This window comes from Mucilaginibacter sp. (assembly GCF_025359345.1).
GTDB lineage: Bacteria > Bacteroidota > Bacteroidia > Sphingobacteriales > Sphingobacteriaceae > Mucilaginibacter.
Window position 1 is genome coordinate 110,878 of sequence record NZ_JANYGQ010000003.1, and the last position, 21,896, is coordinate 132,773.

22 protein-coding genes are annotated in these 21,896 nt (G+C 42.0%); 10 read left to right on the forward strand and 12 right to left on the reverse strand.

Going from position 1 to position 21,896, the window contains the following annotated elements:
* Positions 1-24: 24 nt before the first annotated feature.
* From Q0R52_RS01490 to Q0R52_RS01505, 4 genes are all read right to left on the reverse strand, one after another.
* On the reverse strand, positions 25-1,527 hold the full coding sequence (locus tag Q0R52_RS01490) for a hypothetical protein (protein WP_295791395.1): 1,503 nt from the start codon (positions 1,525-1,527) through the stop codon (positions 25-27).
* 100 nt (positions 1,528-1,627) lie between these two features.
* The gene (locus Q0R52_RS01495; RefSeq protein WP_295791397.1) at positions 1,628-2,119 is read right to left on the reverse strand and encodes an HAD family hydrolase; all 492 of its coding nucleotides are present in this window, start codon (positions 2,117-2,119) and stop codon (positions 1,628-1,630) included.
* Between the two features lie 138 nt (positions 2,120-2,257).
* Positions 2,258-2,821 carry a DUF6252 family protein gene (locus Q0R52_RS01500; protein ID WP_295791400.1) on the reverse strand — a complete coding sequence of 188 codons (564 nt, stop codon included), beginning with the start codon at positions 2,819-2,821 and terminating at the stop codon, positions 2,258-2,260.
* A gap of 146 nt (positions 2,822-2,967) precedes the next feature.
* Positions 2,968-3,165: a hypothetical protein gene (locus tag Q0R52_RS01505; protein WP_252791919.1), complete on the reverse strand. Its 198-nt coding sequence runs from the start codon at positions 3,163-3,165 to the stop codon at positions 2,968-2,970.
* A gap of 267 nt (positions 3,166-3,432) precedes the next feature.
* Between Q0R52_RS01505 and Q0R52_RS01510 the strand changes: the two genes are divergently transcribed.
* Complete coding sequence (locus Q0R52_RS01510) at positions 3,433-3,642, forward strand: hypothetical protein (protein ID WP_252791920.1); 210 nt, start codon at positions 3,433-3,435, stop codon at positions 3,640-3,642.
* 166 nt (positions 3,643-3,808) lie between these two features.
* Here the strand turns inward: Q0R52_RS01510 and Q0R52_RS01515 are convergent, their stop codons facing one another.
* Together Q0R52_RS01515 and Q0R52_RS01520 are read right to left on the reverse strand one after the other, a co-directional pair.
* Positions 3,809-4,579, reverse strand: coding sequence for an oxygenase MpaB family protein (locus Q0R52_RS01515; protein ID WP_295791404.1), 771 nt, complete (start codon positions 4,577-4,579; stop codon positions 3,809-3,811).
* A 132-nt stretch (positions 4,580-4,711) separates the two neighbouring features.
* The gene (locus tag Q0R52_RS01520) at positions 4,712-4,975 is read right to left on the reverse strand and encodes a DUF2809 domain-containing protein (protein ID WP_295791406.1); all 264 of its coding nucleotides are present in this window, start codon (positions 4,973-4,975) and stop codon (positions 4,712-4,714) included.
* A gap of 229 nt (positions 4,976-5,204) precedes the next feature.
* Here Q0R52_RS01520 and Q0R52_RS01525 point away from each other — a divergent pair, with 229 nt between their 5' ends.
* Genes Q0R52_RS01525 through Q0R52_RS01535 form a run of 3 tightly spaced genes read left to right on the forward strand, consistent with a single transcriptional unit; the run spans position 5,205 to position 7,173 of the window.
* Positions 5,205-5,405 (forward strand): hypothetical protein, encoded by a 201-nt coding sequence (locus Q0R52_RS01525; RefSeq protein ID WP_252791923.1) that lies wholly within the window; start codon positions 5,205-5,207, stop codon positions 5,403-5,405.
* Positions 5,406-5,449: 44 nt separating this feature from the next.
* Positions 5,450-6,697, forward strand: a complete 1,248-nt coding sequence (locus Q0R52_RS01530) for an alpha/beta hydrolase-fold protein (protein WP_295791408.1) — start codon at positions 5,450-5,452, stop codon at positions 6,695-6,697.
* Positions 6,698-6,708: 11 nt separating this feature from the next.
* Positions 6,709-7,173 carry a CoA-binding protein gene (locus tag Q0R52_RS01535; RefSeq protein ID WP_295791411.1) on the forward strand — a complete coding sequence of 155 codons (465 nt, stop codon included), beginning with the start codon at positions 6,709-6,711 and terminating at the stop codon, positions 7,171-7,173.
* A gap of 55 nt (positions 7,174-7,228) precedes the next feature.
* Here the strand turns inward: Q0R52_RS01535 and Q0R52_RS01540 are convergent, their stop codons facing one another.
* Positions 7,229-7,525: a hypothetical protein gene (locus Q0R52_RS01540; protein WP_295791412.1), complete on the reverse strand. Its 297-nt coding sequence runs from the start codon at positions 7,523-7,525 to the stop codon at positions 7,229-7,231.
* Positions 7,526-7,873: 348 nt separating this feature from the next.
* Here Q0R52_RS01540 and Q0R52_RS01545 point away from each other — a divergent pair, with 348 nt between their 5' ends.
* Entirely contained in the window at positions 7,874-8,350 is a 477-nt protein-coding gene (locus tag Q0R52_RS01545; RefSeq protein WP_295791415.1) for a hypothetical protein, read from the forward strand.
* A 45-nt stretch (positions 8,351-8,395) separates the two neighbouring features.
* Here the strand turns inward: Q0R52_RS01545 and Q0R52_RS01550 are convergent, their stop codons facing one another.
* Both Q0R52_RS01550 and Q0R52_RS01555 read right to left on the reverse strand, forming a co-directional pair.
* A complete protein-coding gene (locus Q0R52_RS01550) occupies positions 8,396-9,904 on the reverse strand; it encodes a M56 family metallopeptidase (protein ID WP_295791416.1) in 1,509 nt (502 codons plus the stop codon).
* Positions 9,901-10,272 (reverse strand): BlaI/MecI/CopY family transcriptional regulator, encoded by a 372-nt coding sequence (locus Q0R52_RS01555; RefSeq protein ID WP_252791930.1) that lies wholly within the window; start codon positions 10,270-10,272, stop codon positions 9,901-9,903. The genes Q0R52_RS01550 and Q0R52_RS01555 overlap by 4 nt, the downstream gene beginning before the upstream one ends.
* Before the next feature lie 314 nt (positions 10,273-10,586).
* Here Q0R52_RS01555 and Q0R52_RS01560 point away from each other — a divergent pair, with 314 nt between their 5' ends.
* From Q0R52_RS01560 to Q0R52_RS01580, 5 genes are all read left to right on the forward strand, one after another.
* A complete protein-coding gene (locus Q0R52_RS01560; protein ID WP_295791420.1) occupies positions 10,587-12,344 on the forward strand; it encodes a RagB/SusD family nutrient uptake outer membrane protein in 1,758 nt (585 codons plus the stop codon).
* A gap of 87 nt (positions 12,345-12,431) precedes the next feature.
* A complete protein-coding gene (locus Q0R52_RS01565) occupies positions 12,432-12,662 on the forward strand; it encodes a 4a-hydroxytetrahydrobiopterin dehydratase (protein ID WP_295791422.1) in 231 nt (76 codons plus the stop codon).
* A gap of 147 nt (positions 12,663-12,809) precedes the next feature.
* Entirely contained in the window at positions 12,810-15,419 is a 2,610-nt protein-coding gene (gene mutS / locus Q0R52_RS01570) for a DNA mismatch repair protein MutS (RefSeq protein ID WP_295791424.1), read from the forward strand.
* Positions 15,420-15,522: 103 nt separating this feature from the next.
* Positions 15,523-16,101: a C40 family peptidase gene (locus tag Q0R52_RS01575; protein WP_295791426.1), complete on the forward strand. Its 579-nt coding sequence runs from the start codon at positions 15,523-15,525 to the stop codon at positions 16,099-16,101.
* Positions 16,102-16,319: 218 nt separating this feature from the next.
* Positions 16,320-16,889, forward strand: a complete 570-nt coding sequence (locus tag Q0R52_RS01580) for an NlpC/P60 family protein (RefSeq protein WP_295791428.1) — start codon at positions 16,320-16,322, stop codon at positions 16,887-16,889.
* Between the two features lie 7 nt (positions 16,890-16,896).
* Here the strand turns inward: Q0R52_RS01580 and Q0R52_RS01585 are convergent, their stop codons facing one another.
* The 3 genes from Q0R52_RS01585 to Q0R52_RS01595 all read right to left on the reverse strand — a co-directional run bounded on the left by Q0R52_RS01585 (position 16,897) and on the right by Q0R52_RS01595 (position 21,710).
* Positions 16,897-17,655 (reverse strand): TMEM175 family protein, encoded by a 759-nt coding sequence (locus Q0R52_RS01585; RefSeq protein ID WP_295791431.1) that lies wholly within the window; start codon positions 17,653-17,655, stop codon positions 16,897-16,899.
* A 156-nt stretch (positions 17,656-17,811) separates the two neighbouring features.
* Positions 17,812-19,731 (reverse strand): DUF3857 domain-containing protein, encoded by a 1,920-nt coding sequence (locus Q0R52_RS01590; protein ID WP_295791433.1) that lies wholly within the window; start codon positions 19,729-19,731, stop codon positions 17,812-17,814.
* Complete coding sequence (locus Q0R52_RS01595; protein WP_295791436.1) at positions 19,728-21,710, reverse strand: DUF3857 domain-containing protein; 1,983 nt, start codon at positions 21,708-21,710, stop codon at positions 19,728-19,730. Before Q0R52_RS01595 ends, Q0R52_RS01590 begins: the two co-directional genes overlap by 4 nt.
* Positions 21,711-21,896 lie beyond the last annotated feature (186 nt).

Here is a 21,896-nt window from a genome sequence, read left to right on the forward strand (position 1 = left end):
TCAATAAGATAATAGATATTTAATCTATTTCTCCTCGCACAAATAAATGTCGCCCTCTTTGGCGCTGCCAATCTTCACCAGCTTTTTGTTCTTCATAATATCCGGGAGGCTTATCAGCTCAGTATTATACAGGTTAGTGAACCAGATCAGGTAAAAGCGCTTTTGCGCATAAAATCGCTGCACATCGCCTTTATTATCTTTATGGGGGATAACCGTAGACGACATCCGGGTAAAGAAATAAACAGCCTCATCGGCATCGGTATAAATAGGGATGCCTGGTTTAAACATGTTTTGATGATGACGCAGGTATACTATAAATTCCGATTTGTTCCAATCATCATCACTGTAGCCAGGTACGCCATAATCGCACTCATCATCATAACGCTGGTAGTCGGTCTTTACGGTGAAGAATTCAAAGGACAGCATTAAAAGTACGGCGACAGTTGCCAGCGCATATTTAGCTTTTGATTTTACCAGCCGAAGCACATCAGGTACCCAGCTTGTACAGGCAATCAGCAGCGGAATAAACATCGGAGATAGCAGGCGACTGTTAATCCGTTCATACCGGGATATACTGGCCGATATCACTATAAAAAGACCATAAACAACAGCAAAGGCGATTACAATGTTTTCGTAACTGTTTATGCGGCCTTTGAATGCTTTCCATAATAAGATTCCAATCAGCGCCAGCAAAACTACCGAAGTGATTACGGCTGCGTATGGATAGGCTGCTTTGCTTAAGCTGCCCCAATCGCAAATTACGGTTCCGAAATAATATAGATTATCAACAAATGGGGTTATTGAAGGATACCGCGTGCCGGTACTTAAGCCGGAGTTAATCCTGTTCATCAATAGGTTGCCGGCCAATAACGAAACACCTATTATCCCAAATAAAAGGATATGTCCGACTTTCTTTTTAATGGCGAGTTGGTTATCCAGCAACAGCATCAATCCGCCAGCGCCAATAACGGTTACACCGGCATAACGTGTAATGCAGCTGATAGCGGCAATAACAGCCACCCATACCAGCGCTTTGGTGCTGTGCGTTTGCAGGTAGCGCCAATAAGCAATGATAAACAACAGCATTTCGAAAATAAACAATGTTTCAGACCACAGGTAGGTGTAAATCTCCAACAAACCGGGGCTTAGAATAATGGCAATCAGTATCAGCCACTTGTAAATCCGCGAATGCGAAATAAATTTTTCCATTATCCAGCCGCTGGTGAATATTACGGCTGCAAAAAGCGTAGCGTTAATCATCGCCCCGGCCTCAATGGGGTCTACCCGGGTAATAAACTGGATGACTGCTAAAAAGAAGGGATAAAACACCGGGAAAAAAACCAGCGGACCTTTATTGAAAGTAATAATGGTGCCATGCGCCTGCAGGTTAGTAGCGGTGCTGGCATACATGATTGAATCGGGCGATATACCTACGCCGCTATATTTTGTAAACAGGTAAATAACTACGAAACCAATAATGGCTGCTATTAATGAATCGATATTGGTTAAATAGCGTTTTAGGGTCATTTTAGTCGTTGTAATATTGGAAAGTTTTAAAGTTGTAATGTTGTTTTTAAATCTACAAGAAAAAAACTAATCTCTAATCTCCAGTCTCTGGTCGCTGTCTTTAGTCGATCAAATCCAAAATCTCACTAATCGGCTGGTCGCTGTTTATTAAAATGCCTTTTACACCGGCTGCCGTTCCTGCTTCTACATCGCGCTCGCGGTCGCCAATAAAGTATGATTTTGCCGGGTCGAGGTTGTATTTTTCAATGCCCTGTAACAGCAGCCCTGGTTTTGGTTTGCGGCAATCACAGTCGCCGGTAAAATTGGGATGGTGCGGACAGTAAAAAAAGTCGGTTATCTCAACGCCGTGCGCGTGGTACGTTTCTTTCAGACTAAGGTGCATTTTGGCAAGCTCATCTTCGGTGTACCAACCTTTGGCCAAGCCGCCCTGGTTAGTGGCCACCAATAACAAATAGCCCTTGTTCTGTAAAATTTTTAGGGCCTCAAAATTATCTAATATGTGGAAATCTTCAAGTCGGCGCACGTAGTCGCCCATTTCGCGGTTCAATACGCCATCACGGTCTAAAAAAACAGCTTTATTCTTTTGCAGCATCTAAATCAAATTTTTGCAAAGGTAACAAATCCTTAAATATGGTTTTTGGATGGCATGCCCGCGAAAAATAAAAGGCACAATAACCGGAGTTATCATGCCTTTTTATGCCGAACGCGCACTGGTTGCGCGCGTTAAATTTTAATTACTGGTGAAATTATAAGGTACTTTATTGAATCCACCACCCGAAATTACGGCTATCGACACCGAAATTATGTTACCGTGGGTATCATAGTTGTTTACCAGTGTAGTAAAGCTAAAGGTGCCTGTCATCTCTCTCTTTACTGAATCGATCGCGGTTACCACCACTGTACCAGAGCCGGGGGCAACGGCGCCATTTGGAACGTAAACAATAGCTCCGGCATCGTTTCTTTTCGGTGTTGAAAATGCTAACGCTACATTTGGTGTGCTATCAACAATATAGGTACCTAACGGAAATCCGCTGGTATTGCTGCCACTGGCCTTTGTGAGTGACAGGGTTACCCTTCTTTTAAATGCAGTACCCTCGCAGGTAAAAGTTTTTGTTTTGGCAATTGAATTGTATACTAATGATGAGGTTACAGTATCGGTAAACCATGTACTGTCTTTTATGTTGGCTATCATTAAGTTGGTAGCGGTGGCGGTTGCTACAACTGTGTCTTTTTTACAATTTTCAAGAAATAAAATACCCGATAACAAAATAGCAATAAGTGAAATTTTCTTCATATATATTTATTTAGCAAAGGAACGACTTTTACCTAAATTTAATATAAAGTATTTCGTTTTTTACATTTTTTAACACTTCGGGCGTTTTAGGTCGTATTTATTAACATTTTGGGCGCCTCGCTGAATGGGGCGCCCAATGAGGTTTTCTACTTAAAGTATGATAGTGGAATCTCTTTCCACATGCCATGAGAGAGCCCACCGGTAAGCAATTCGTAAATTAAATACAGAGGCCAAAATATGTAGCTGAGTAACAGGTATATAATGTTATGGTTATAGTGCCAGTTTATCATTAGTGTGTAAATCCCCAACACTAAGTAAAGGATGCTTGAGTCTCTTCTTTTCATAATTTTAACCGAGTTTAAGTATAAATTCTTTTCAATATTAACAAATTAAGGTAACTATATGGCAAATTTGTTTGCATAAATAAAAGGAGGTTTAATTATAGGTTTACACATTGTTAATAACTATTACTGAACTCAGGTTAAGTTAAATTTGTTTGTTAAGCATAATTATATAACTTGGCTTCCGGTATTCAAAAATATCATACTATAAAACCTATTTAAAAACAAAATGCCCTTACAAGGGTTTACTTAAAAAAAACAAAACTTATCATGGCAACAACAAGTGGTATTACTGCGTATTCAGTAAAAACAAAAACTAAAAATGTACCAATGATCGATCCTGTAATTGATATTAAATCAGGAAGGTACATCGCAACAGGAAAAGACGCCGAAGGCAACAAAATGGCTGCAATTATGGGTAAGGCAACTGCCGAAGAGCACATAAAAGCAGGCAATGCTAAAAAAGGTTCTGGCTGGTAGTCGGTACTGTTGTACGTATTAAATCATTGGTTTTATATAAATCTAATGATACAAAAATGCCTGGCATAAGTTTTATGTTTTAAAAAACGTAATTGCTTATGCCAGGCGTTTGCTTTTTAGGCGTAATAAAGACAGGGGCAGGTCTAAGTGATTTAATTAGCAGGATTTAAAGTACACCATCATTATCCATGGCTTTTATTTGTTCCTTATAAGCATTGGGCAATAGGGCATTTTTGAAAGGCTTCTCTAATCCAGCCCACTTCAGCATTTTATACAGAATCAGTAGTGGAGTTATCCATTTAGTGCTTCCAATTGGCAACAATGCCCTAACTTTAGCAGGGACAAGTATTACCTGCACTTGTTTTAGTATCGCATATCTTACCATGCCCAAATATTTTTTATACTGGCTATATAAGTCTATAGTAAATTTGCTGCTGATAAGGTTTTGCGTGAGGTGTTCAGCCCGCATTATACAATACTCGTTGTAGTTTCCGGGCAGTCCGGCTAAATTCATCCTGCTGCCCACACGATAAAACACTTGGAAAACTTCCTTTTTTTCTGCGATAGCAAGCTTGCGCTCCAGTAACTCAAACGACCGGATAGAGTAGTCGATCAGCAAAAATAAAACATCGCGATAGGCCCAATCTGGAATTTGAGCGCCACGATTTTTTTCAACGCCTTTGTGTATGGCAGCAATCTGGTCTATGGATTTTAACGCCGCTTCCTCGCCCGAAAAAATGATCTGCCGTGAATAGGTGACGGTCGAAAATAGGCGGCCAAGCGGATCAGCAGGTAACCGGCCCGTAAAATACAGCCAGTCCACCGCTTTGTTCAGTGCGAACTCCGCGGCCGCTCCGGCAAAAATAAATAATACGGTGTCGGCCTTTCCCCATATCTGCCGTACTATCGAATCTTTATCAACAAAAGAACGTTCCATTTTAATTTAAAAGTTTTTCATGCTTAGCCTTAAATTCTCAATCACAATTACCAGGCCTATGCCAAGCGTATAGGCCAGCAGATCAGTAAACGAAAAAGAGGTACCCAGCATTATTTTAGCAAATTTTGAATGCTACATCCCCAGTAAGTTTACCAAATGAAAATATTGCGAAACCTCCACCATGTACGAAAACAATAGAACGCCCAAAGCTGTGCCGACAACGGGTGTATTAATAAAACTTTTTACAAAACAGTAAATAAGGATTACTACCAAAAAATCACCGCCATAGGGGCGTATAATGGTGTCGTGGAAATCGGCCCCGATTATAAATTCAATGGCAAATAACAATAACATCAGGACGAAATACCAGTGGTTAAACCTAAACTTATCTAACATATAAAAGTACTTTGAAATACAAAGTAATCGAAAATAGTTTACATTTACAACAGCAGGCAGCAAGATTCCCGATTTAGTTACATGCACACCGAACACCATATTCTTGACAAAACACCCATTTTTTACTACCTTTGTGTCATTCCAGCCCGTTTTGATATATAACTTTTCGGCTTACAACCACACTTGGTGGTTAGGCAACGGGTGTTTCTATTCTAAAATTTTAATATATATGGCAAAGTCACAGGCGACCTTCATGAAGAAGCAACTCGAAAAAAACAGGCAGAAGAAAAAAGAAGATAAAGAGCAACGTAAGCTTGACCGCCAGCAGAACGCAGGCAGTAGCGATTTAGACAGTATGATGGCTTACGTAAACGAATTTGGCGAGATTGTTTCGACCCCGCCTGACAATTTTAAAAAACCACAGGAATAAAATTCCTGCTTTATATGTAGATTAGTAATTCATTACTAATCTGCATGAAAAAAGCCCTGCTTCTCTTATTTTTGATTGTCTTCCAATCAGCTTATTCCCAGGATATTGTTGGTAATTCCATTGTTTTGGGGCACACAGATAGCATCCAATCAAAAATACTGAACGAGAAACGCACCATCTGGGTGCATTTGCCTGCCGGGGCGGCCAGCAAAAACAACACTTCGCGTTATCCCGTAGTTTATGTGCTTGACGGTTCTGAGCATTTTGCTTCTGTATCGGGTATTATTCAATACCTGAGCGAAGCAAATGGTAATATGTTTTGCCCGGATATGATAGTGGTGGGTATAAACAATACAGACCGCACGCGTGACCTTACGCCAACCTATGGCGCGTTCGACTACGAAAACAAGCCAACAAATTCCTTCAAAACATCTGGCGGGGGAGAGAAGTTCACAGCATTTATCGAAAAAGAGCTGATGCCATATATCGAAGCGAAATATCCCACCGCGCCGTTCAGGATGCTGATTGGACACTCATTCGGCGGGCTTACTGCTGTAAATATCCTTCTAAATCATACCGAACTTTTTAACGCTTATACTATTGTTGATCCGAGCATGTGGTGGGACAGGTATAAGCTGTTAAAACATGCGCACGATGTTTTAAAGCAAAAAAACTTCACAGGTAAATATGTTTTTATGGGGATAGCCAACACCATGCCCCGCGGCGATGACACGTTACATGCCCATCACGATACTTCGGCAAAAACAAATCATATCCGTTCGATATTAAACCTGGCCGATGAATTCAAAGCCAATCCGGGCAATGGCCTAACTTTCAACTATAAATTTTATAATGATGACAACCATAACTCATCGCCGCTGATAACGGAATATGATGCCTTCCGGTTTCTATTCAGTTATTATAAACTGCCAAAGGAAACTGATGAGGCACTATTTGATGCAAACGCCAAAATTGATGTGGCGGCAGTAATTGAAAATCATTACGCTGATGTTTCCAGGCGTATGGGCTACAGGGTGATGCCGCCGGAGACCATATTGGATGCCATGGGCCACGATTATATTGAAGTGAATTTGCCCGACAGGGCACTGGCGGTATTCTCACTGAATGCTAAATATTACCCCAATAGTGCAGGGGCGTATGCTGCGATCGGCGATTATTACAGCGCGGAAAAGAACAAAACCAAGGCGACGGAGTTTTACAATAAGTCGTTAGCGATCAGCGAAAATAAGACCACGAGAGATAAGCTAACCAGGCTTAAGGATTTAAAATAATTGTCAAATTAATGGCTGCCAAACATATCAAAATTCTAAAAAATGCGAAAACCATACTCCTTATTGACTGGCCGGATAAAAATGTGCCGATGGCATTATTGAAAGCTGGTTTTATGGTGATAGGATATTCGCCGGATAAGTACACATTGATATCTTACAAAACAGAGTATGCTGAAGACAAACTCGTTTTCAACGACCTTGAAGGCACACCAGGCGAAGTTGAAATTGTAAACATTTTCCGGCCTGAAGCTGAGCATGCGGATATCATTGAGAGGCATGTGTTACCTTTAAAAGCTAAAGCGGTTTGGCTGCAACCACCCGTAACTTCATCAAAAATAGCTAAGCTGGCAAAAAAACACGACTTAATATTTGTGAAGGGTTATGATATCGCTTCGGCAGCCGCTGAATTGTCCATTAATAATGGAGCTCTTTCAACAAAAAAGGATGCAGCCATTGGCCGCACCCCTCCTAATTAACTATAAACTGACTGCTTTATTCATCTTTTATATTGAAGTGAGGCTTTCCGCATTTTTAAACGCTCATGTCTACGTGCTTTGTTCGTTCAACCGCTAACAATGTTGACAAAGCCGCGCTATTTGAATTATCGGCTGTAAACCGGGCGCTTATGAATTGTCCCAGTCGCGGCCGGTATGGCATGATGTTTATTTTTCCGCCGGCACTGCTCGAATGTGAAAAGATGCCGGCCGGGCCAATTACATGCTGGGCGCCAGTAGTGCCTTGTAGCTTAACTCCGCCATCTTCTCCGCATGATGAGGCGAGCAACACGATGGCTGCCAGCAGTAAAAATAAATTATCGATCCTTTTCATGAGCGCAAATGTTAAATAATGGTTTTCTGATGCTTCGTTGTTCAAAAACGGAAACCTTTCAACATCCCAAAATTCAACAAACAGCGATCAATAGCATTCAGGACAAATACCTGAATCAGCAAGTAAATACACCTGATTTTGTATGCGTATTATTTACTATTATGATGCGTATTTCTACGCTGTTTGAATGTATTACCTCAATAACTTCTTGTTTTAAGCTACAGGTGATTTAAACGCATGTATAAGGGGAGACTAAATTTGTTATTTGTAAAATATTGAATTCGCCCAAGTCACGGTACCTGAAAATTGTCCGAATAAGTTTATATTGCAGCCTTAATCTAAAGCCGAATGATCACTAATCACAACCCCGAAATTAATCCGAAAGCTTTTTTAAGAATGATTACCATAATTTATGGCGCGTTATTGGTCGGCCAAACCTTATTTGCCATTGTGGTCTATTCAATAGCCATAAACCCTGTTCTGAATTTGAAACCCGTTAATGACATATTTTTTTATTTAGTGCCGGTATTCGTTATAGCCATGGGGTTTACCGGGAGTTTATTATACAAGAAAAGGATTGAGAATGCGAGGGGTGCGGCGACTGTTAAAGAAAAGATTGCGGGCTACCAGACTGCGGTAATAACAAGACTTGCGCCGTCTGAAGGAGCCACATTGTTTGCCATTGTTATTTTTATGCAAGGGTGGAATTTGTATTACCTGGCAATTGCAGCCCTTAATATTATCTATTTTTTAGTTCTTAGGCCGACCCGGGCAAAAATAGAAGAAGATTTAAACTTGAGCTACGACGAAAAGATGGAGATATAAAAGCTTACCAGGCTATTAACCCGGTAAGCAGTCCATCGTGCAGTTTTAGAAATTTGCCGGGCCGTATTGCATCACGGTATAGGGGGCACTGGCAATCTGTTCTTTCCTGTATTTTTCATAATAATCTGTCGTCATTAAATTTACCTGGTACTTGTACTTTTTGTTAACGCGAGCAGCTCCCAGCAGCCGGCTTACAAAAAAATTGCTTATATCGTGGGCTGTATATTTTTCGAGTTCTGAGTTGTCCACGTGCTTATCATTTAACCACGTACCGTACATATTGGAATCTTTCCACTCTTCATATTGTGTTGATGTAGGCGTTGCTTTTTGCAGCGGCGCCGCTTTATAATTAGCAAACCTTATAAGCTGCTGTTTTTGTTGCCCGCGGCTCATTTGTTTAAATATCTCTTCGAGCCTGTCATTGTCGGCTTTGGTTATTGCCCTGCGCGTATTAACAACTTTAGGGTTTGTGTATTTATCGGTAATTGCTTTGTATTCTTTCAAGAGGTCGTCAGATATGCCTTCTTTAGTTGAGGGGTAGTCGGGCACAGCAATTTTAGGTGCATGCCGAATCGGTTGCGCCTGGCTGACTGCGGCTATTTTTTTTGCAGGTATATTTTTAACTTCCTGTTTATCGGGCGTCTGTGCCTGCAGTACTTCGGTTTTAGTGCAAAACAAAATAAAAGCGATTGCCAATACCGGGATAATGGCAAGCCTGGCAAGCATTGCTGCTGCAGCTGAAGTGGTTTTAGTCATCATAATTAAGCGTTTTTTGGTTACAGAATAATTGAATTGGCTGGTGATGGTTAAGCTTTTACCATAGCCCAGTTTGCTAAACAGCAATTGCTGGTAATCGGTAATGTTGTTATTTCCTGCGAGTACTGCGGCATCGGCTATAAACTCGTGGTTTAGTTGTACGGCCTTGCGGTATAGCGGTATAAAAGGGTTAAACCAGCCGAAAATTTGCAATAGCTCTATAAAAATCACGTCTGCCGAGTGGCGCTGGCTGGCGTGAGCCAATTCGTGCTTTAAAACGGCAGCTTCTATTTGCTTGCCGGTATACTCATCTTTATTTAAAAAAATATAGTTTAAAAATGTGTGCGGGGTAAGTCTTTCGTTAACTAAAACCAGCCGTGTACCCGAATAATCGACCTGTTTATTACGCCGCACCGACAAACTGATTGCAATTAAATTCCGGGCAAAACGATAAAGTAGCAGTAAACATATAATACCATATACTGCAGCTAAGCCATAAAGCGGGTAGTTAACGTAATGGGGGACCGCATTTACAACAGGCACATTGGTATAAAGCGGGATTTGCGTTTGTACGCTGTTAGCTGGCAGAAATTGCAGTTTTTCTGCAACCGGTTGTATTGCCGGGATTACTTGCGGCATCCATTTAACCGCAATAAATGGAGTTGCCAGCGAAAATACCAAACTTGCTAAAAGGTAAAACCTGTTAAATGTATAGGTGGTTTTATTCTTAAGCAGCAGGTGATATGCCAGCAGCAGCATGGCCGAGCACATTGTGAAGTTTATAAGGTAGGTTATCATGATTTTTTCTTTTTAAGCTGGTTATCGATAATTTTTTTCAGGTCCTCCAGTTCTGTATCAGTTAGGTTGGTTTCTGTAGTAAAAAACGAGGCAAACTGCATGGCAGAACTGCCGAAAAAGTCTTTTATCAAACTGTTGACGTGTTTTGAAAAGTAGTCGGATTTTTTTACCAGCGGATAGTATTGCCTGGAGTTGCCCATTAATTTATAGCCTACAAAACCCTTGTTCTGCATCCGCTTTAGTAAAGTGGCCAGTGTTGTAGTTGCAGGTTTAGGGTCGGGAAAGCTTTCGATAATGTCTTTCATATACAGCTCCTGCTTATCCCAAATAAGTTCCATTAATTGCTCTTCGGCTGCGGTGAGTTTCATTTATGTTCTATAAGTTTAGAGTTTACTCTACAAATGTAGAGTAAAAAATCAATTTTGCAAGTAAAATCATAAAAAATATTTTAGTGCCTGCCGATGGCGGGTATTTTAGGCTGGGTATTATTTCAACAGATATAAGTATTATATTTACGCAAGTGAATTTTTTGAACGCTTGTCACACTAAACCCGTCCCGCTTTTTCATGAAAAAAAAATCATCCTACCCCTAGTCGCAATCATTTGTGCTTTGATGGTTACCTGCAAAAAGCCGGATCTATCCGATAATCACACTTTTAATACTTCGTCAATATCAACGTCCTTGTCTGCGACTGATTCTTTGGTAACAACAACGCCGCACACAAAGGCCGGAGTTGAGAGTTTGCTGCTTAAAGCTTATACTTTTTTAGATGGAACTTACCCCACCCAGCCCGGCGCCACCTGGCAATCGGGTACGGATAACTGGATATTTGGTAGCGTGGCAGGAGGCGAGGCTCATAAAGGCTCAACACCTGATGACCAGTATGAGGCAAGTACTATCGAAGCTTATAATACCAACAGTGCAAACAGCTATTTCAGCATAAAATGGCAGGTTAACATGACTGCTTTACGGTATACAAATGCAGTAATCAGCACGTTACTTTTGGTGACAGACGGTTCAATTTCAACTGCGCAGTACACACAAATACTAGCTGAAGCTGAATTTTTGAGAGGGTTTTATGAATTTGAGCTTGCTAAACTCTGGCGAAATGTGCCTTACATTGCACAGGGCGTTACTTACAAAAATGGATACAACACAGTTAAAAACCCCGGCCCCATTTGGGCCAATATCGAAAGTAACTTTGCGTACGCTTTTTATAATTTACCTGCAACACAACCGGTAATCGGCCGGCCAAACAAATTTGCAGCCGAAGCATTTTTAGCAAAAGTATTTATGTTTGATCATAATTACACCAGGGCCCGTACATATTTAGCTAATCTAATTACCAGTGGAGTAACATCGGCGGGCCTTAAATACAAACTGGTAAACTACGCCGACAACTTTAACCCTTCAAAAAAGGCCAATGCCGAAAGCGTATTTTTAATTCGTGCGGTTGTTAATGACGGTTCACAGGGGTACGATGGTAATTCAGGCGACATTCTTAATTTTCCATCGGCCGGGCCGGCAACCTGCTGCGGGTTTTTTACACCGTCATTTAGCTTTGTGAACGCGTTTAGAACCAGCGCTGCAACCGGATTGCCTGCACTTGACGGATACAACAACGTTGATTTAAAAAATGACCAGGGCGTTGCTGCCAATTCCGCTTTTGTACCTGCAACTGATCCGCTTGATTCCCGTTTGGACTGGAGTGTGGGGCGAAGAGGTATACCGTACCTTGATTGGGGAGTAATGCCGGGAGCATCCTGGGCACGCGACCAACCCGATGCCGGGCCATATGTAAATATCAAAAGCGTTTACTACAAGGCTGCACAGGCATCGACAAGCGAAGCGTTTGGTGGCTGGGCTTCAAATCAGTCAACCAGCAACGGCTACAATGCGATAAGATTTGCAGACATATTGCTGATGGCCGCCGAAGCTGAGATTGAAGTCGGCAGCCTGGAGACGGCCGAGAAATATGTAAATATCGTTAGGGCCCGCGCCGCTGACAAAGCCGGTTGGGTGTATAAATATAAAAACGATAGCAATCCGGCCCTGGGGTATTCAACCACGCCGGCCGCTAATTATAAGGTTGGCTTGTATGGTGTCGCAGGTGGCTACGCGTCGACAGGGTTTGCTGTCGAGGGACAGGCATATGCACGCAAGGCAGTTTATTTCGAACGTATGCTTGAACTCGGTATGGAAGGCCACCGCTTTTTTGATTTACAACGGTGGGACGGCCGTTTCGGCGGTCCGGCCGGCAGCGGGTTTATGGCACAAACACTAAATAGCTATTTAAAGCACGAATCACACATCGCAAATTTCCCCGATATACTGCAACATAGCGCCGTTTTTACTGCAGGCAAAAATGAAATATATCCAATACCGGCGGATATGATTAAAAACAGTAAGGGCTATTTAACGCAAAATCCGGGATATTGATTATTATTGCCCCAATTTTAGAAATTTTTAGATTGGCGCTGTAAAACATTAATTATTGTCACTGGTTAAACTAAAAACTTAAAAATCATGTGGCAGCAAACCGACAACAAACTTTACAAATCTTTTCAATTCAAAGATTTCATTTCAGCATTTTCATTTATGACAAGGGTAGCCCTGCTTGCCGAAAAAAGCAACCACCACCCAACCTGGATAAATACTTATAACAAAGTAGAAATTTGGTTGTCGACCCATGATGCCGGCGATATCGTTACCGACAAAGACAAACTACTTGCGGAAGAGATAGACGCAGTGGTGTAAGTGAATTTGAAATCTTTAATTATCACTAACTCAATCAACTTAATCTAGCCTAATCAACCTATCAACATATCGTCAACTTTTCCACAATCCTGCTAAACACCGGGCAATGCATTAACTTTACCCACCTATTAAAAAGGAGCAAACCGTTTGGCAAAAGACAATAGTAAAGAGACGCCCTTAATGCAGCAGTACAACCAGATAAAGGTGAAGTACCCCGGTGCATTATTGTTGTTTCGTGTGGGAGATTTTTATGAGACTTTTGGCGAGGACGCCATCAAGGCAGCCGGTATTTTGGGTATTGTGCTTACGCGTAGGGCAAATGGGGCTGCAACGCATATAGAACTGGCGGGCTTTCCGCACCATTCATTGGATACTTACCTGCCCAAACTGGTGCGGGCCGGGCAGCGGGTAGCTATCTGCGACCAGCTCGAGGATCCCAAAACCACCAAAACTATTGTTAAGCGTGGCGTTACCGAGTTGGTTACTCCAGGCGTGGCTATCAGCGACAATATCCTTAATCAAAAAAGCAACAATTACCTCGCTTCATTATATTTCGAGAAAAACAGCCTGGGTATTGCCTTAATTGATATTTCGACAGGCGAGTTTTTAACCGCCCAGGGAAATAGTGATTATATCGATAAACTGTTGCAAAGTTTCGCGCCATCCGAGGTCATCTATCCAAAAAGCCGGCAGCGCGATTTTAAAGACACCTATGGCGACCGCTTTTATACCTACACACTTGACGAGTGGCCATACAGCGGGGATTATGCGCAGGAGGTATTGCTAAAGCATTTCGGCGTAAAATCATTAAAGGGTTTCGGTATTGACAAGCTGAACCTCGGTATTATAGCCGCAGGTGTTGCGCTGCATTATTTAAATGAAACCGAACATCGCAACCTGCAGCATATCTCGGCCATCGGCAGGATAGAAGAAGACCGCTACCTTTGGCTCGACAGATACAGCGTACGCAACCTTGAACTGGTTGGCTCAGCAAACGAAAATGCATTAACGCTGGTTGACGTGCTCGACCATACCTGTTCGCCAATGGGAGCACGCCTGCTACGCCGCTGGATTGTAATGCCGTTAAAAGAATTGAAACCAATAAACGACCGACTTGGCGTTGTTGAATATTTGATCGAGCAGGAAGACTTGCGCGAATCACTCAAACAAAATATAAGGCTGATTGGTGATTTAGAGCGACTAATATCAAAAATTGGCCTGCATAAAGCTAATCCGCGCGAGGTTTGCCAGCTTAAAAAAGCCTTGCTGGCCATTGATGTAATTAAAAAAATTGGCGAAACATCGGTAAGCCTGCCCCTGCAGGCAATTGCAGCACAATTAAATCCATGCACGCTCATCAGTGATAAAATTGAGAAGGAGCTTAACCCTGAACCACCTGTAATGCTGGTGAAAGGCAGCGTGATGAGCGACGGGATAAATGAAGAGCTTGACAGGTTGCGCAAAATTGCTTTTGGCGGAAAGGGTTATTTGCTGGAGATACAAAAGCGTGAGGCCGAACAAACCGGCATACCGTCGCTTAAAGTATCATTTAATAACGTATTTGGCTATTACCTTGAAGTTACCCACAGTCACCGCGATAAAGTGCCCACTGAGTGGATACGGAAGCAAACACTGGTAAATGCCGAACGGTACATTACGCCCGAGCTAAAAGAATACGAAGAACAAATATTAGGTGCTGAGGAGAAAATACTGGCACTGGAAACCCGGCTGTATAACGACCTGCTTTACTCGCTTGCAGAGTACATCAAGCCCATACAATTGAATGCACAATTGGTGGCGCGGTTGGATGTGTTACTCAACTTTGCAACAATATCCATCAAAAACTATTACGTTAAGCCGGAAATGAACGATAGCCGGGTTATCGATATAAAAGGTGGCCGCCACCCGGTTATTGAAAAGAATTTACCGCTTGGCGAGGAATACATCACCAATGATGTGTTCCTTGACTCGGAAACGCAGCAGATAATTATTATTACCGGGCCAAACATGGCCGGTAAATCGGCATTGCTAAGGCAAACCGGGCTGATAGTGCTGATGGCACAGATGGGCTGTTTCGTACCCGCGAAAGCCGCTTCGATAGGTTTGGTTGATAAGATATTTACACGCGTTGGCGCATCTGATAACCTGTCGTCCGGCGAATCGACCTTTATGGTGGAGATGAATGAAACGGCGAGTATCCTGAATAACCTGTCGGACCGCAGCCTGATTTTGTTGGATGAAATTGGCCGCGGAACATCTACTTATGATGGTATATCCATCGCCTGGTCAATTGCTGAATTTTTGCATAACCAACCAACGGCAAGGGCCAAAACCTTGTTTGCCACCCACTACCACGAATTGAACGAGTTGAGCAACTCATTTAACCGCATCAAAAACTTTAACGTATCAGTAAAAGAAGTTGGCCACCAGATTATATTTTTACGTAAGCTGGTACCAGGTGGCAGCGAACACAGCTTTGGTATCCACGTAGCCAAACTTGCCGGCATGCCACAAAAAGTACTGAGCCGCGCCAACGAGATATTAAAGAAACTGGAAAACGAACGTACAGGAGGGGAGCACATCAAAGAAAGTATCCGCAAAGTGCAAAAACAAGCCGTACAAATGCAGATGTTTAGTATTGATGACCCGGTGCTTGTAAAAATACGCGATACGCTGAATAACCTCGATGTAAATACACTTACGCCTGTTGAAGCCCTGATGAAGCTGGATGAGATACAGCGGGTGATAAAAGGATAGTGATTAGAGGTTGGAGAATAGAGATTAGGTGGAGATTGAAGATACCAATAGTGTTTTACTATGGTAAAATATTGTATCTTAGTTGTTTATCAACCTGCAGGTTATGCATTTTAATAAATCACAATTGTTTATTTTATCGGCTACAATTGCAGTCGCGGTACTTTCATCTTGCAGCGCGCTAAAACGAGCAACTACACAGCCGTTGGTACTAAATAGCCCAATACCGGATGCGCCCGGTAAATCAATCGTGATAAATAATGTGCCTGTAAAGCAGGTACTAAAGCACCGGCCACCCTATGTTATGGTACCGCCTGCCGATAGCATCGCAAAAAAATACGCGACAATTTTAGGCGTAAGAAAAGCGGAGATACAAAACGGAAGGCTTTACGATTTTATAGATCAGTGGGTAGGTGCGCCGTACCGCTTTGGTGGCCTCGCGCGCGATGGTGTTGATTGCTCAGGCTTTGTGTACCTGTTGCAGCAGCAGGTTTATGACATTGCCGATATACCACGCTCAACGAATCTGCAAATAAACTACATCAATCAAAAGCCTGAAAGTGAACTTAAAGAAGGTGATTTGGTCTTTTTTGATTTCGACGGTAAGCAGTTTAGCCATGTGGGTGTCTACCTGTTAAACGGCTATGTGGTGCATGCCAGTACCAGCAAAGGTGTTATCTATTAAAACTGCATTCGCCATCGCTGTTCAAGTATTTTTCGCGCGCAGGTTCGGTGATTGACCCTGCGGATTTGCCGCCCGCAGAGAATTGAGGGTGGAAATACTAATCATAGGCCCTCTATTTTTCCAGTCTTACTGACTTCCCCGGCTTTCGGAATGCCAATTGTTAATATGTTAAAAACATCCGCAATTTCCCCAATCCTTATTGCGCTTACCTTTATGGTATGAATAAAATAAATTACCTGTTTTGCTTACTAGCCGTTACTGTTATTCTGTCGTCGTGCCATAGCCGCAAGGTGGCCATGCGCGGGCAACCGGGCCAGATTGTACAACCCGAAGGCAGCATTGCAGATAAATATGCCGCCATATTGAATGTGGATAAAAGCCAGATCCAGAACGGTCGTTTATATGCCTTTATCGAGCAGTGGATGGGCACTCCGTACCGGTTTGGCGGAGAAGATAAAAGCGGCGTTGATTGTTCGGGGCTGACACAACTGTTGGAGCAGGAAGTTTACGGAATAAGCATCCCGCGCTCAACTAGTCAGCAGATAAACGTGATTAAGCGCAAATATGAGGAAGAACTGGTAGAAGGCGATTTGTTGTTTTTTGATTATGATGGAAAAAAATTCAGCCATGTGGCGGTGTACCTGCAAAATGGTTACTATGTTCACGCCAGCTCTTCAAAAGGGGTTATTATAACCAAACTGCACGACCCATATACTTATAAATATTTTTCAAGATGTGGCTCAATTGTAGCCGATACCGGGTATGCAGCTTCGGGCGGAAGTAATTAGAAATAACTTATTCTTTTGCGGCGATGGTTTTAGCAGCCCGCCTATTAACTCTGCGGTTTTTAATGGCATTGTATAAATTTGCGATAACCGGGCCTCCCGCCTGTTTTGGGTAATGTTTATTATAGAGCCGGCCCATGGTAATTCCATAGACACTCAGCGCACCCATTGAATAATAAGGCTGGAAGCCTAAAATGCTAATCGCTATAAGAACAACAGCCAGCAGTGGTATCGTTATGAAATTGTATTTTAAAACCTTATACTTTAATGTCTCAGTAACTTTTTCAGGCTCAAAACACAACCTTTCGCGGTTTACCACAAGGTAGTGGCTAAGTACGGTTTGGCTTAGAGTAGTTACTAAAATTATCGCAGCATAAGTATAAATACCCCAGCCGTAGGCGGGGCTTTCAGGGTTGATATTGCCCGAAATGAGCGTAACCGCAAATGGAAATAAGCTTACTGAGAAAAGATAAATTAAATTATATGTCAGCAGTTTGGCGTCATAATCCTTTAAGTGGCTAAAAATCCGCAAATGCCCCAGCCAAAACCTGGACACCAGGAAAAAGCTTAACCCGTATGCTAACGCCTTTGGTATGAGCTCTAAAAAGGCATGTTTAACGTAGGTAGGGTCGGCGTGTTTTATACCCTCAGGTAAACGGATATCTAACACCATTATAGTAATGATGATTGCAAAAACAGCATCACTAAAAAGGATAACGCGCTCCAGTTGAAACTCTTTTTTGATCTCCTGTTCTTCGTTTTTATTCATCGTACCTAAATTAAAATTTTAATCGGTATTTTTGCGGTAATATGTCAACACCCAAACAAGATACCTCTTTCTGGACAAAGTACAAGCGCTTCGCAAGTACTGAAATAATGCTTTATGTTATTATGGTTGTTGGAATTATCCTTGGGATAGTAATTATTAGTTATTGGTTTTAACCAGTACCACGTTATATTCGTCAGCATCAACCACTGCCTGGAAAAAATCAACCACATCCGGATAAACATCTTTATTATATGTGCCGCCGATAAGCTGGAACCTGCGCTTGTAAGTTAGTTTGTCACCTTTTAGTTCCATAGTTGCCGTAAAGTTTCCAAATGGTTTGTCCAGCTTTTCGTTTAATACTTTCTTTTCTAAGCGATACCCCTGGGGGACGGTGTAGGTAACCTCGTCTTCCTCAGTATAGCCGCGGGTAATACTTACGTCGGTTAACCGGTTACGCACCTGTTTGGGTATGTAAGTTTCTCGGTTGGCGGGGTTAAGCAAAAAATAAAACTTGCCATTATCAAAAGTGGCATAATCTTTAGCATGCAATTTTATGGTTTCGGTGGTAACAGGGTCGAAACTTTTATCCTGTTTGATGTCAAAATCATCAACATCCATATTATTTATCGGATATTTTTTTTGCACCATTTTAAATTGCTCTGCACGGGTTTCCTTCATTAAATCGTCGCGGTCTTCGTATTCAACCCCTTTAAATGAGGTTGTCATGCTGCCTGATAGTTCTCCGCTGTTGCTAATGCTAAATTCGGCCCTGCGGCTTTCCAGGTTAATTGGGGCCGGGTATTTTGGCGTACGTAGCAATTTGCCACCTTCGGGGGTAAGGGCAAGGACAGTGCGGTTATCCGTAAAATCGCCTAAGTAGCCAAATGGTATAGTCTGGCTGGTGCAGTCGGCCCAGGTGGTATCATTTTTAAAGGGGACGCACAAAATAATGTGATCGGCCTGTCCCATGCTTGCAAAATCGGTGAGCAAACTAACATTGTGCGCCCGGCCCGATTTAACGATACAATAATACGAGTCAATATTAACAGCTTTGAGTAGAGCCTGGGTGTAGTTAACCAGCGCTTTACAGTCGCCATAGCTTTGCTGGTCAACCTCAGATGCTAAAAACGGCTGAAACCCGCCAATGCCTACCTGCACGCTTATGTAATGCGTTTTTCCCTGCATATACTCGTATATTTTTTTCGCCTTCAGCTTTGGGTCGGCGATGTCTTTGGTAATTTCCTTAACGTGCTCAATGGTTTGGTAGGGCAATTCCTGGCGATTGGCCATTAATTTATCGCTGATCCATTTTCCCAGTTCTTTCCAATTGGTATATGTTCCTTTTATGCCATAGTACTCAAACTTTTCAGGCGCTATTTGTACGCTGCTTGCGTAGTTTTTAACATAGGGGCTAAATGGTTCGTACTTAATCGCCTTTAAATTATTTACCTGCCACGAATATGTTTTCTGCCCTTGCGCATTTTTTCCGGTAACAACTCCGGTGGGCAGGTTGCTCTCTTTATATTTGATATTAAAATCAGGGGTACAAATAAAATTGAACGAACTTTTTTCAACCGCAATCCCAATATCCGCGTTCGGGATCCATGGATCAAAATTCAATGTTTGCTTTGATTTCTCTTCGTATTCATAGGCTATCGTGTAAGGGTATTCATTAACGGCCGGCAAATAATGTTCAGCCCGCATCCCTTCAAATAAGGCGCTGCTGCTGCCAATATTTACATCGTCAAACTTGCTTTCGCCAAATTTGTCAATCTGTTTGCCAAACTGGTTGTAAACAATTCCTTTAACGCTTTTAATTACATCATTTTTATCATGATAAATAACGATATGGGCATCGTCATCTCCATTTTTATTTAAAACGGTAATAGCTTTTTTTATATGATAAACAGAGTTATCCAAATCCTTCACCTCAATGGTCACCTCTTCATTTCGCACTACCGAACTTGCGTAGGGCAATAAATCCTTAGGTATCAGGCTGGCGTCATAATTTTGTTGTGCATTAGCTGCAACCCAGCATACAGTTAAAAAGCCTGCAATAATAAATCCTCTCATCATTTCTTCTTCAAAACCATTTCGGTTTTTTGCGACTGTATAATTTTATTATAAAACTCTTTTATGCTGGGGAATTCTTCGGTCCCATAAACCGATTTATTAAATTGCGTAAGATAAACGAAACTGAACGAGTTGTCACCCGGTTCGTAACTGCTGATGTACTTACCGCCATTATTTGGTATTGATATTGCCATAGTTTGCGGCGGGGTGTCGACCATATAGCCGGCGGGCAGGTGCACAGTTATTGCATAACGGTCTTCTGATGCCATGCCCATATCGATAGGGAAGGAGCGCTCATTTAACTTGAAGGGATTGGTTGTCATTCTGTGTATATAATACGGGCTAAATGTCGCCTTGTTGGTTTCGCCCAATTTGTCATAAACTTTTATTTCAACATCATATTGCTCTACAACGGGCATATCAAGACTGTCGAGGTTGCGAACCTCCGACTTCGTGAACTTCCACTTCGGCAGTTTACCGTTCAGGTTCTCAACGTACTCATCAATGCTGTTGAATTTTTTAATGGCGACCCTTCTTTTATAGGCTTCGTAGCCCGTTGAGTAGTTGGTCAGCGTACCTTTTAACTTACCATCATCCTGCAGGGTAACATCAAGTATATAACTGCTTTTTTCGCGTTGCGGTAAGCTCATATCCATAAAGTACGATGGTTTGTCAAGGCTGAATACCCTGCCTTTGTCATTGAGGCACTTAAAAGGCAGCACGCCAAAAGGAAGTAGCGGGTCGGTTGCGTCCAGCAAATAGGTTTGGTCACCAATATTAACCTTGGCAACCACGTAGTCAAAATCGCCAATTACGGGGTACAAAGTGTTTAACGCGCCATTTTCGCGGGTTGATAGTAAAACCACTTCAGTATTTAAACCAGCCGTGCTTAAAGCAGTAGCCAGCGAAAGGTTTATATCGGCAATGTCACCGCTGTGTTTATCGATAGCCTTGCTAATGCTTTCGCTGTAGATAGACCAGAAGCCATCCCACTTAAACCATTTTTGCCAGTATTGATAAATAGCTTTGGCTTTTGCCATATCATCCGGTTTTCCGGCTATTATCGCTGCAACCTTGTCCTTAAGTAACCCTTTCCGTTTCAGTTGCCCCCCGAAATTTGGTTCAGTTTTAAGTGAGTAGTCAATATCCCGCCACTCTTTGGTTTCTTTATGTTTGGAGCCATCGTAAGGGCTTTGCCAATCCACCAACTCAAAATTTATAGCCGACAGAAAGTTTTTTGGCGAAGTCATGTAATCATCTTCTTTAAACGCGGGTATATCCGCCATACCGTAATTTATAAGCGAACAATCGGCTTTGGCGCCCCGTGCCTCAAAACAAGTCGATTCAACAGAAGATGTATTTTTAGTAAGCTTTAAATAACCTTTAATGGAAGCATTAAAGTTGAAAAACGCCGGGATGTGTACTTCGTATTCTGAATATAGTTTTGGAATATCATCCTGGAACTCCCACGACCTCAATTTGTACCAACGGAATGATTCAACACGGTATTTATACTCTATAATACAGCCGTCGCGCAACCCGGGCATGGCAAATTTATGGCTTGCCCAGTATTTATTTTCTTTCACAGGATAAACCTTTTTGTCTTCAAGCTCGGCTTTTTGTGTAAAGCCGTTATCATCCTTGTAGTAGGTTACGCCTTTTATGTTCGACACGTCTTCGTAAGCATCGTTTTTATCGTTACTGTAAAGCATTATTTTTACCGTGCCCTTATTAAAAGCCTTGGCATCAAATATTTTTATTTTAACGTGATATTCGTAAAACTGCTTAAGATTGTCATCACTGCCAATATTTATACTCGATTTACCGAACTCCTGTAATACAACGGCATGCGCCGAAGTATCTTTGGCGTAGTTTTTCATGTTCATTTCTTCGGTGGTTACTACACCGAAGGGGAAATCCTGGGCCGAGGCGAAAACAAGTGCGTTTAGCAGGAAAAACAGGATAAGTAAAGGTCTTTTCATTCTTTAAAGAGTAAATCAAATTAGGAAGCAACAAATTATAACTTTTATCTTAGAAATTAAATAAATTAAAAAATTTATAGTTACAGTTCTTTTTAACACTTTTGCGACCTTTGCCAAACTGATTGAAAGTACCGGTAAATTACCCGAAAAAGGGCAGTTTGATTTGTGTACATTCAAACCGGCAAA

Bases quoted from the DNA above. Each gene is read 5' to 3' on its own strand.
- Q0R52_RS01545 (WP_295791415.1), top strand. From the start codon at position 7,874: ATGATCACTAATCACAACCCCGAAATTAATCCGAAAGCTTTTTTAAGA.
- Q0R52_RS01510 (WP_252791920.1), top strand. From the start codon at position 3,433: ATGGCAACAACAAGTGGTATTACTGCGTATTCAGTAAAAACAAAAACT.
- Q0R52_RS01580 (WP_295791428.1), top strand. From the start codon at position 16,320: ATGAATAAAATAAATTACCTGTTTTGCTTACTAGCCGTTACTGTTATT.
- Q0R52_RS01540 (WP_295791412.1), bottom strand. From the start codon at position 7,525: ATGAAAAGGATCGATAATTTATTTTTACTGCTGGCAGCCATCGTGTTG.
- Q0R52_RS01505 (WP_252791919.1), bottom strand. From the start codon at position 3,165: ATGAAAAGAAGAGACTCAAGCATCCTTTACTTAGTGTTGGGGATTTAC.
- Q0R52_RS01575 (WP_295791426.1), top strand. From the start codon at position 15,523: ATGCATTTTAATAAATCACAATTGTTTATTTTATCGGCTACAATTGCA.
- Q0R52_RS01550 (WP_295791416.1), bottom strand. From the start codon at position 9,904: ATGATAACCTACCTTATAAACTTCACAATGTGCTCGGCCATGCTGCTG.
- Q0R52_RS01525 (WP_252791923.1), top strand. From the start codon at position 5,205: ATGGCAAAGTCACAGGCGACCTTCATGAAGAAGCAACTCGAAAAAAAC.
- Q0R52_RS01585 (WP_295791431.1), bottom strand. From the start codon at position 17,655: ATGAATAAAAACGAAGAACAGGAGATCAAAAAAGAGTTTCAACTGGAG.
- Q0R52_RS01595 (WP_295791436.1), bottom strand. From the start codon at position 21,710: ATGAAAAGACCTTTACTTATCCTGTTTTTCCTGCTAAACGCACTTGTT.
- Q0R52_RS01490 (WP_295791395.1), bottom strand. From the start codon at position 1,527: ATGACCCTAAAACGCTATTTAACCAATATCGATTCATTAATAGCAGCC.
- Q0R52_RS01565 (WP_295791422.1), top strand. From the start codon at position 12,432: ATGTGGCAGCAAACCGACAACAAACTTTACAAATCTTTTCAATTCAAA.
- Q0R52_RS01530 (WP_295791408.1), top strand. From the start codon at position 5,450: ATGAAAAAAGCCCTGCTTCTCTTATTTTTGATTGTCTTCCAATCAGCT.
- Q0R52_RS01495 (WP_295791397.1), bottom strand. From the start codon at position 2,119: ATGCTGCAAAAGAATAAAGCTGTTTTTTTAGACCGTGATGGCGTATTG.
- Q0R52_RS01555 (WP_252791930.1), bottom strand. From the start codon at position 10,272: ATGAAACTCACCGCAGCCGAAGAGCAATTAATGGAACTTATTTGGGAT.
- Q0R52_RS01500 (WP_295791400.1), bottom strand. From the start codon at position 2,821: ATGAAGAAAATTTCACTTATTGCTATTTTGTTATCGGGTATTTTATTT.
- Q0R52_RS01520 (WP_295791406.1), bottom strand. From the start codon at position 4,975: ATGTTAGATAAGTTTAGGTTTAACCACTGGTATTTCGTCCTGATGTTA.
- Q0R52_RS01515 (WP_295791404.1), bottom strand. From the start codon at position 4,579: ATGGAACGTTCTTTTGTTGATAAAGATTCGATAGTACGGCAGATATGG.
- Q0R52_RS01535 (WP_295791411.1), top strand. From the start codon at position 6,709: ATGGCTGCCAAACATATCAAAATTCTAAAAAATGCGAAAACCATACTC.
- Q0R52_RS01590 (WP_295791433.1), bottom strand. From the start codon at position 19,731: ATGATGAGAGGATTTATTATTGCAGGCTTTTTAACTGTATGCTGGGTT.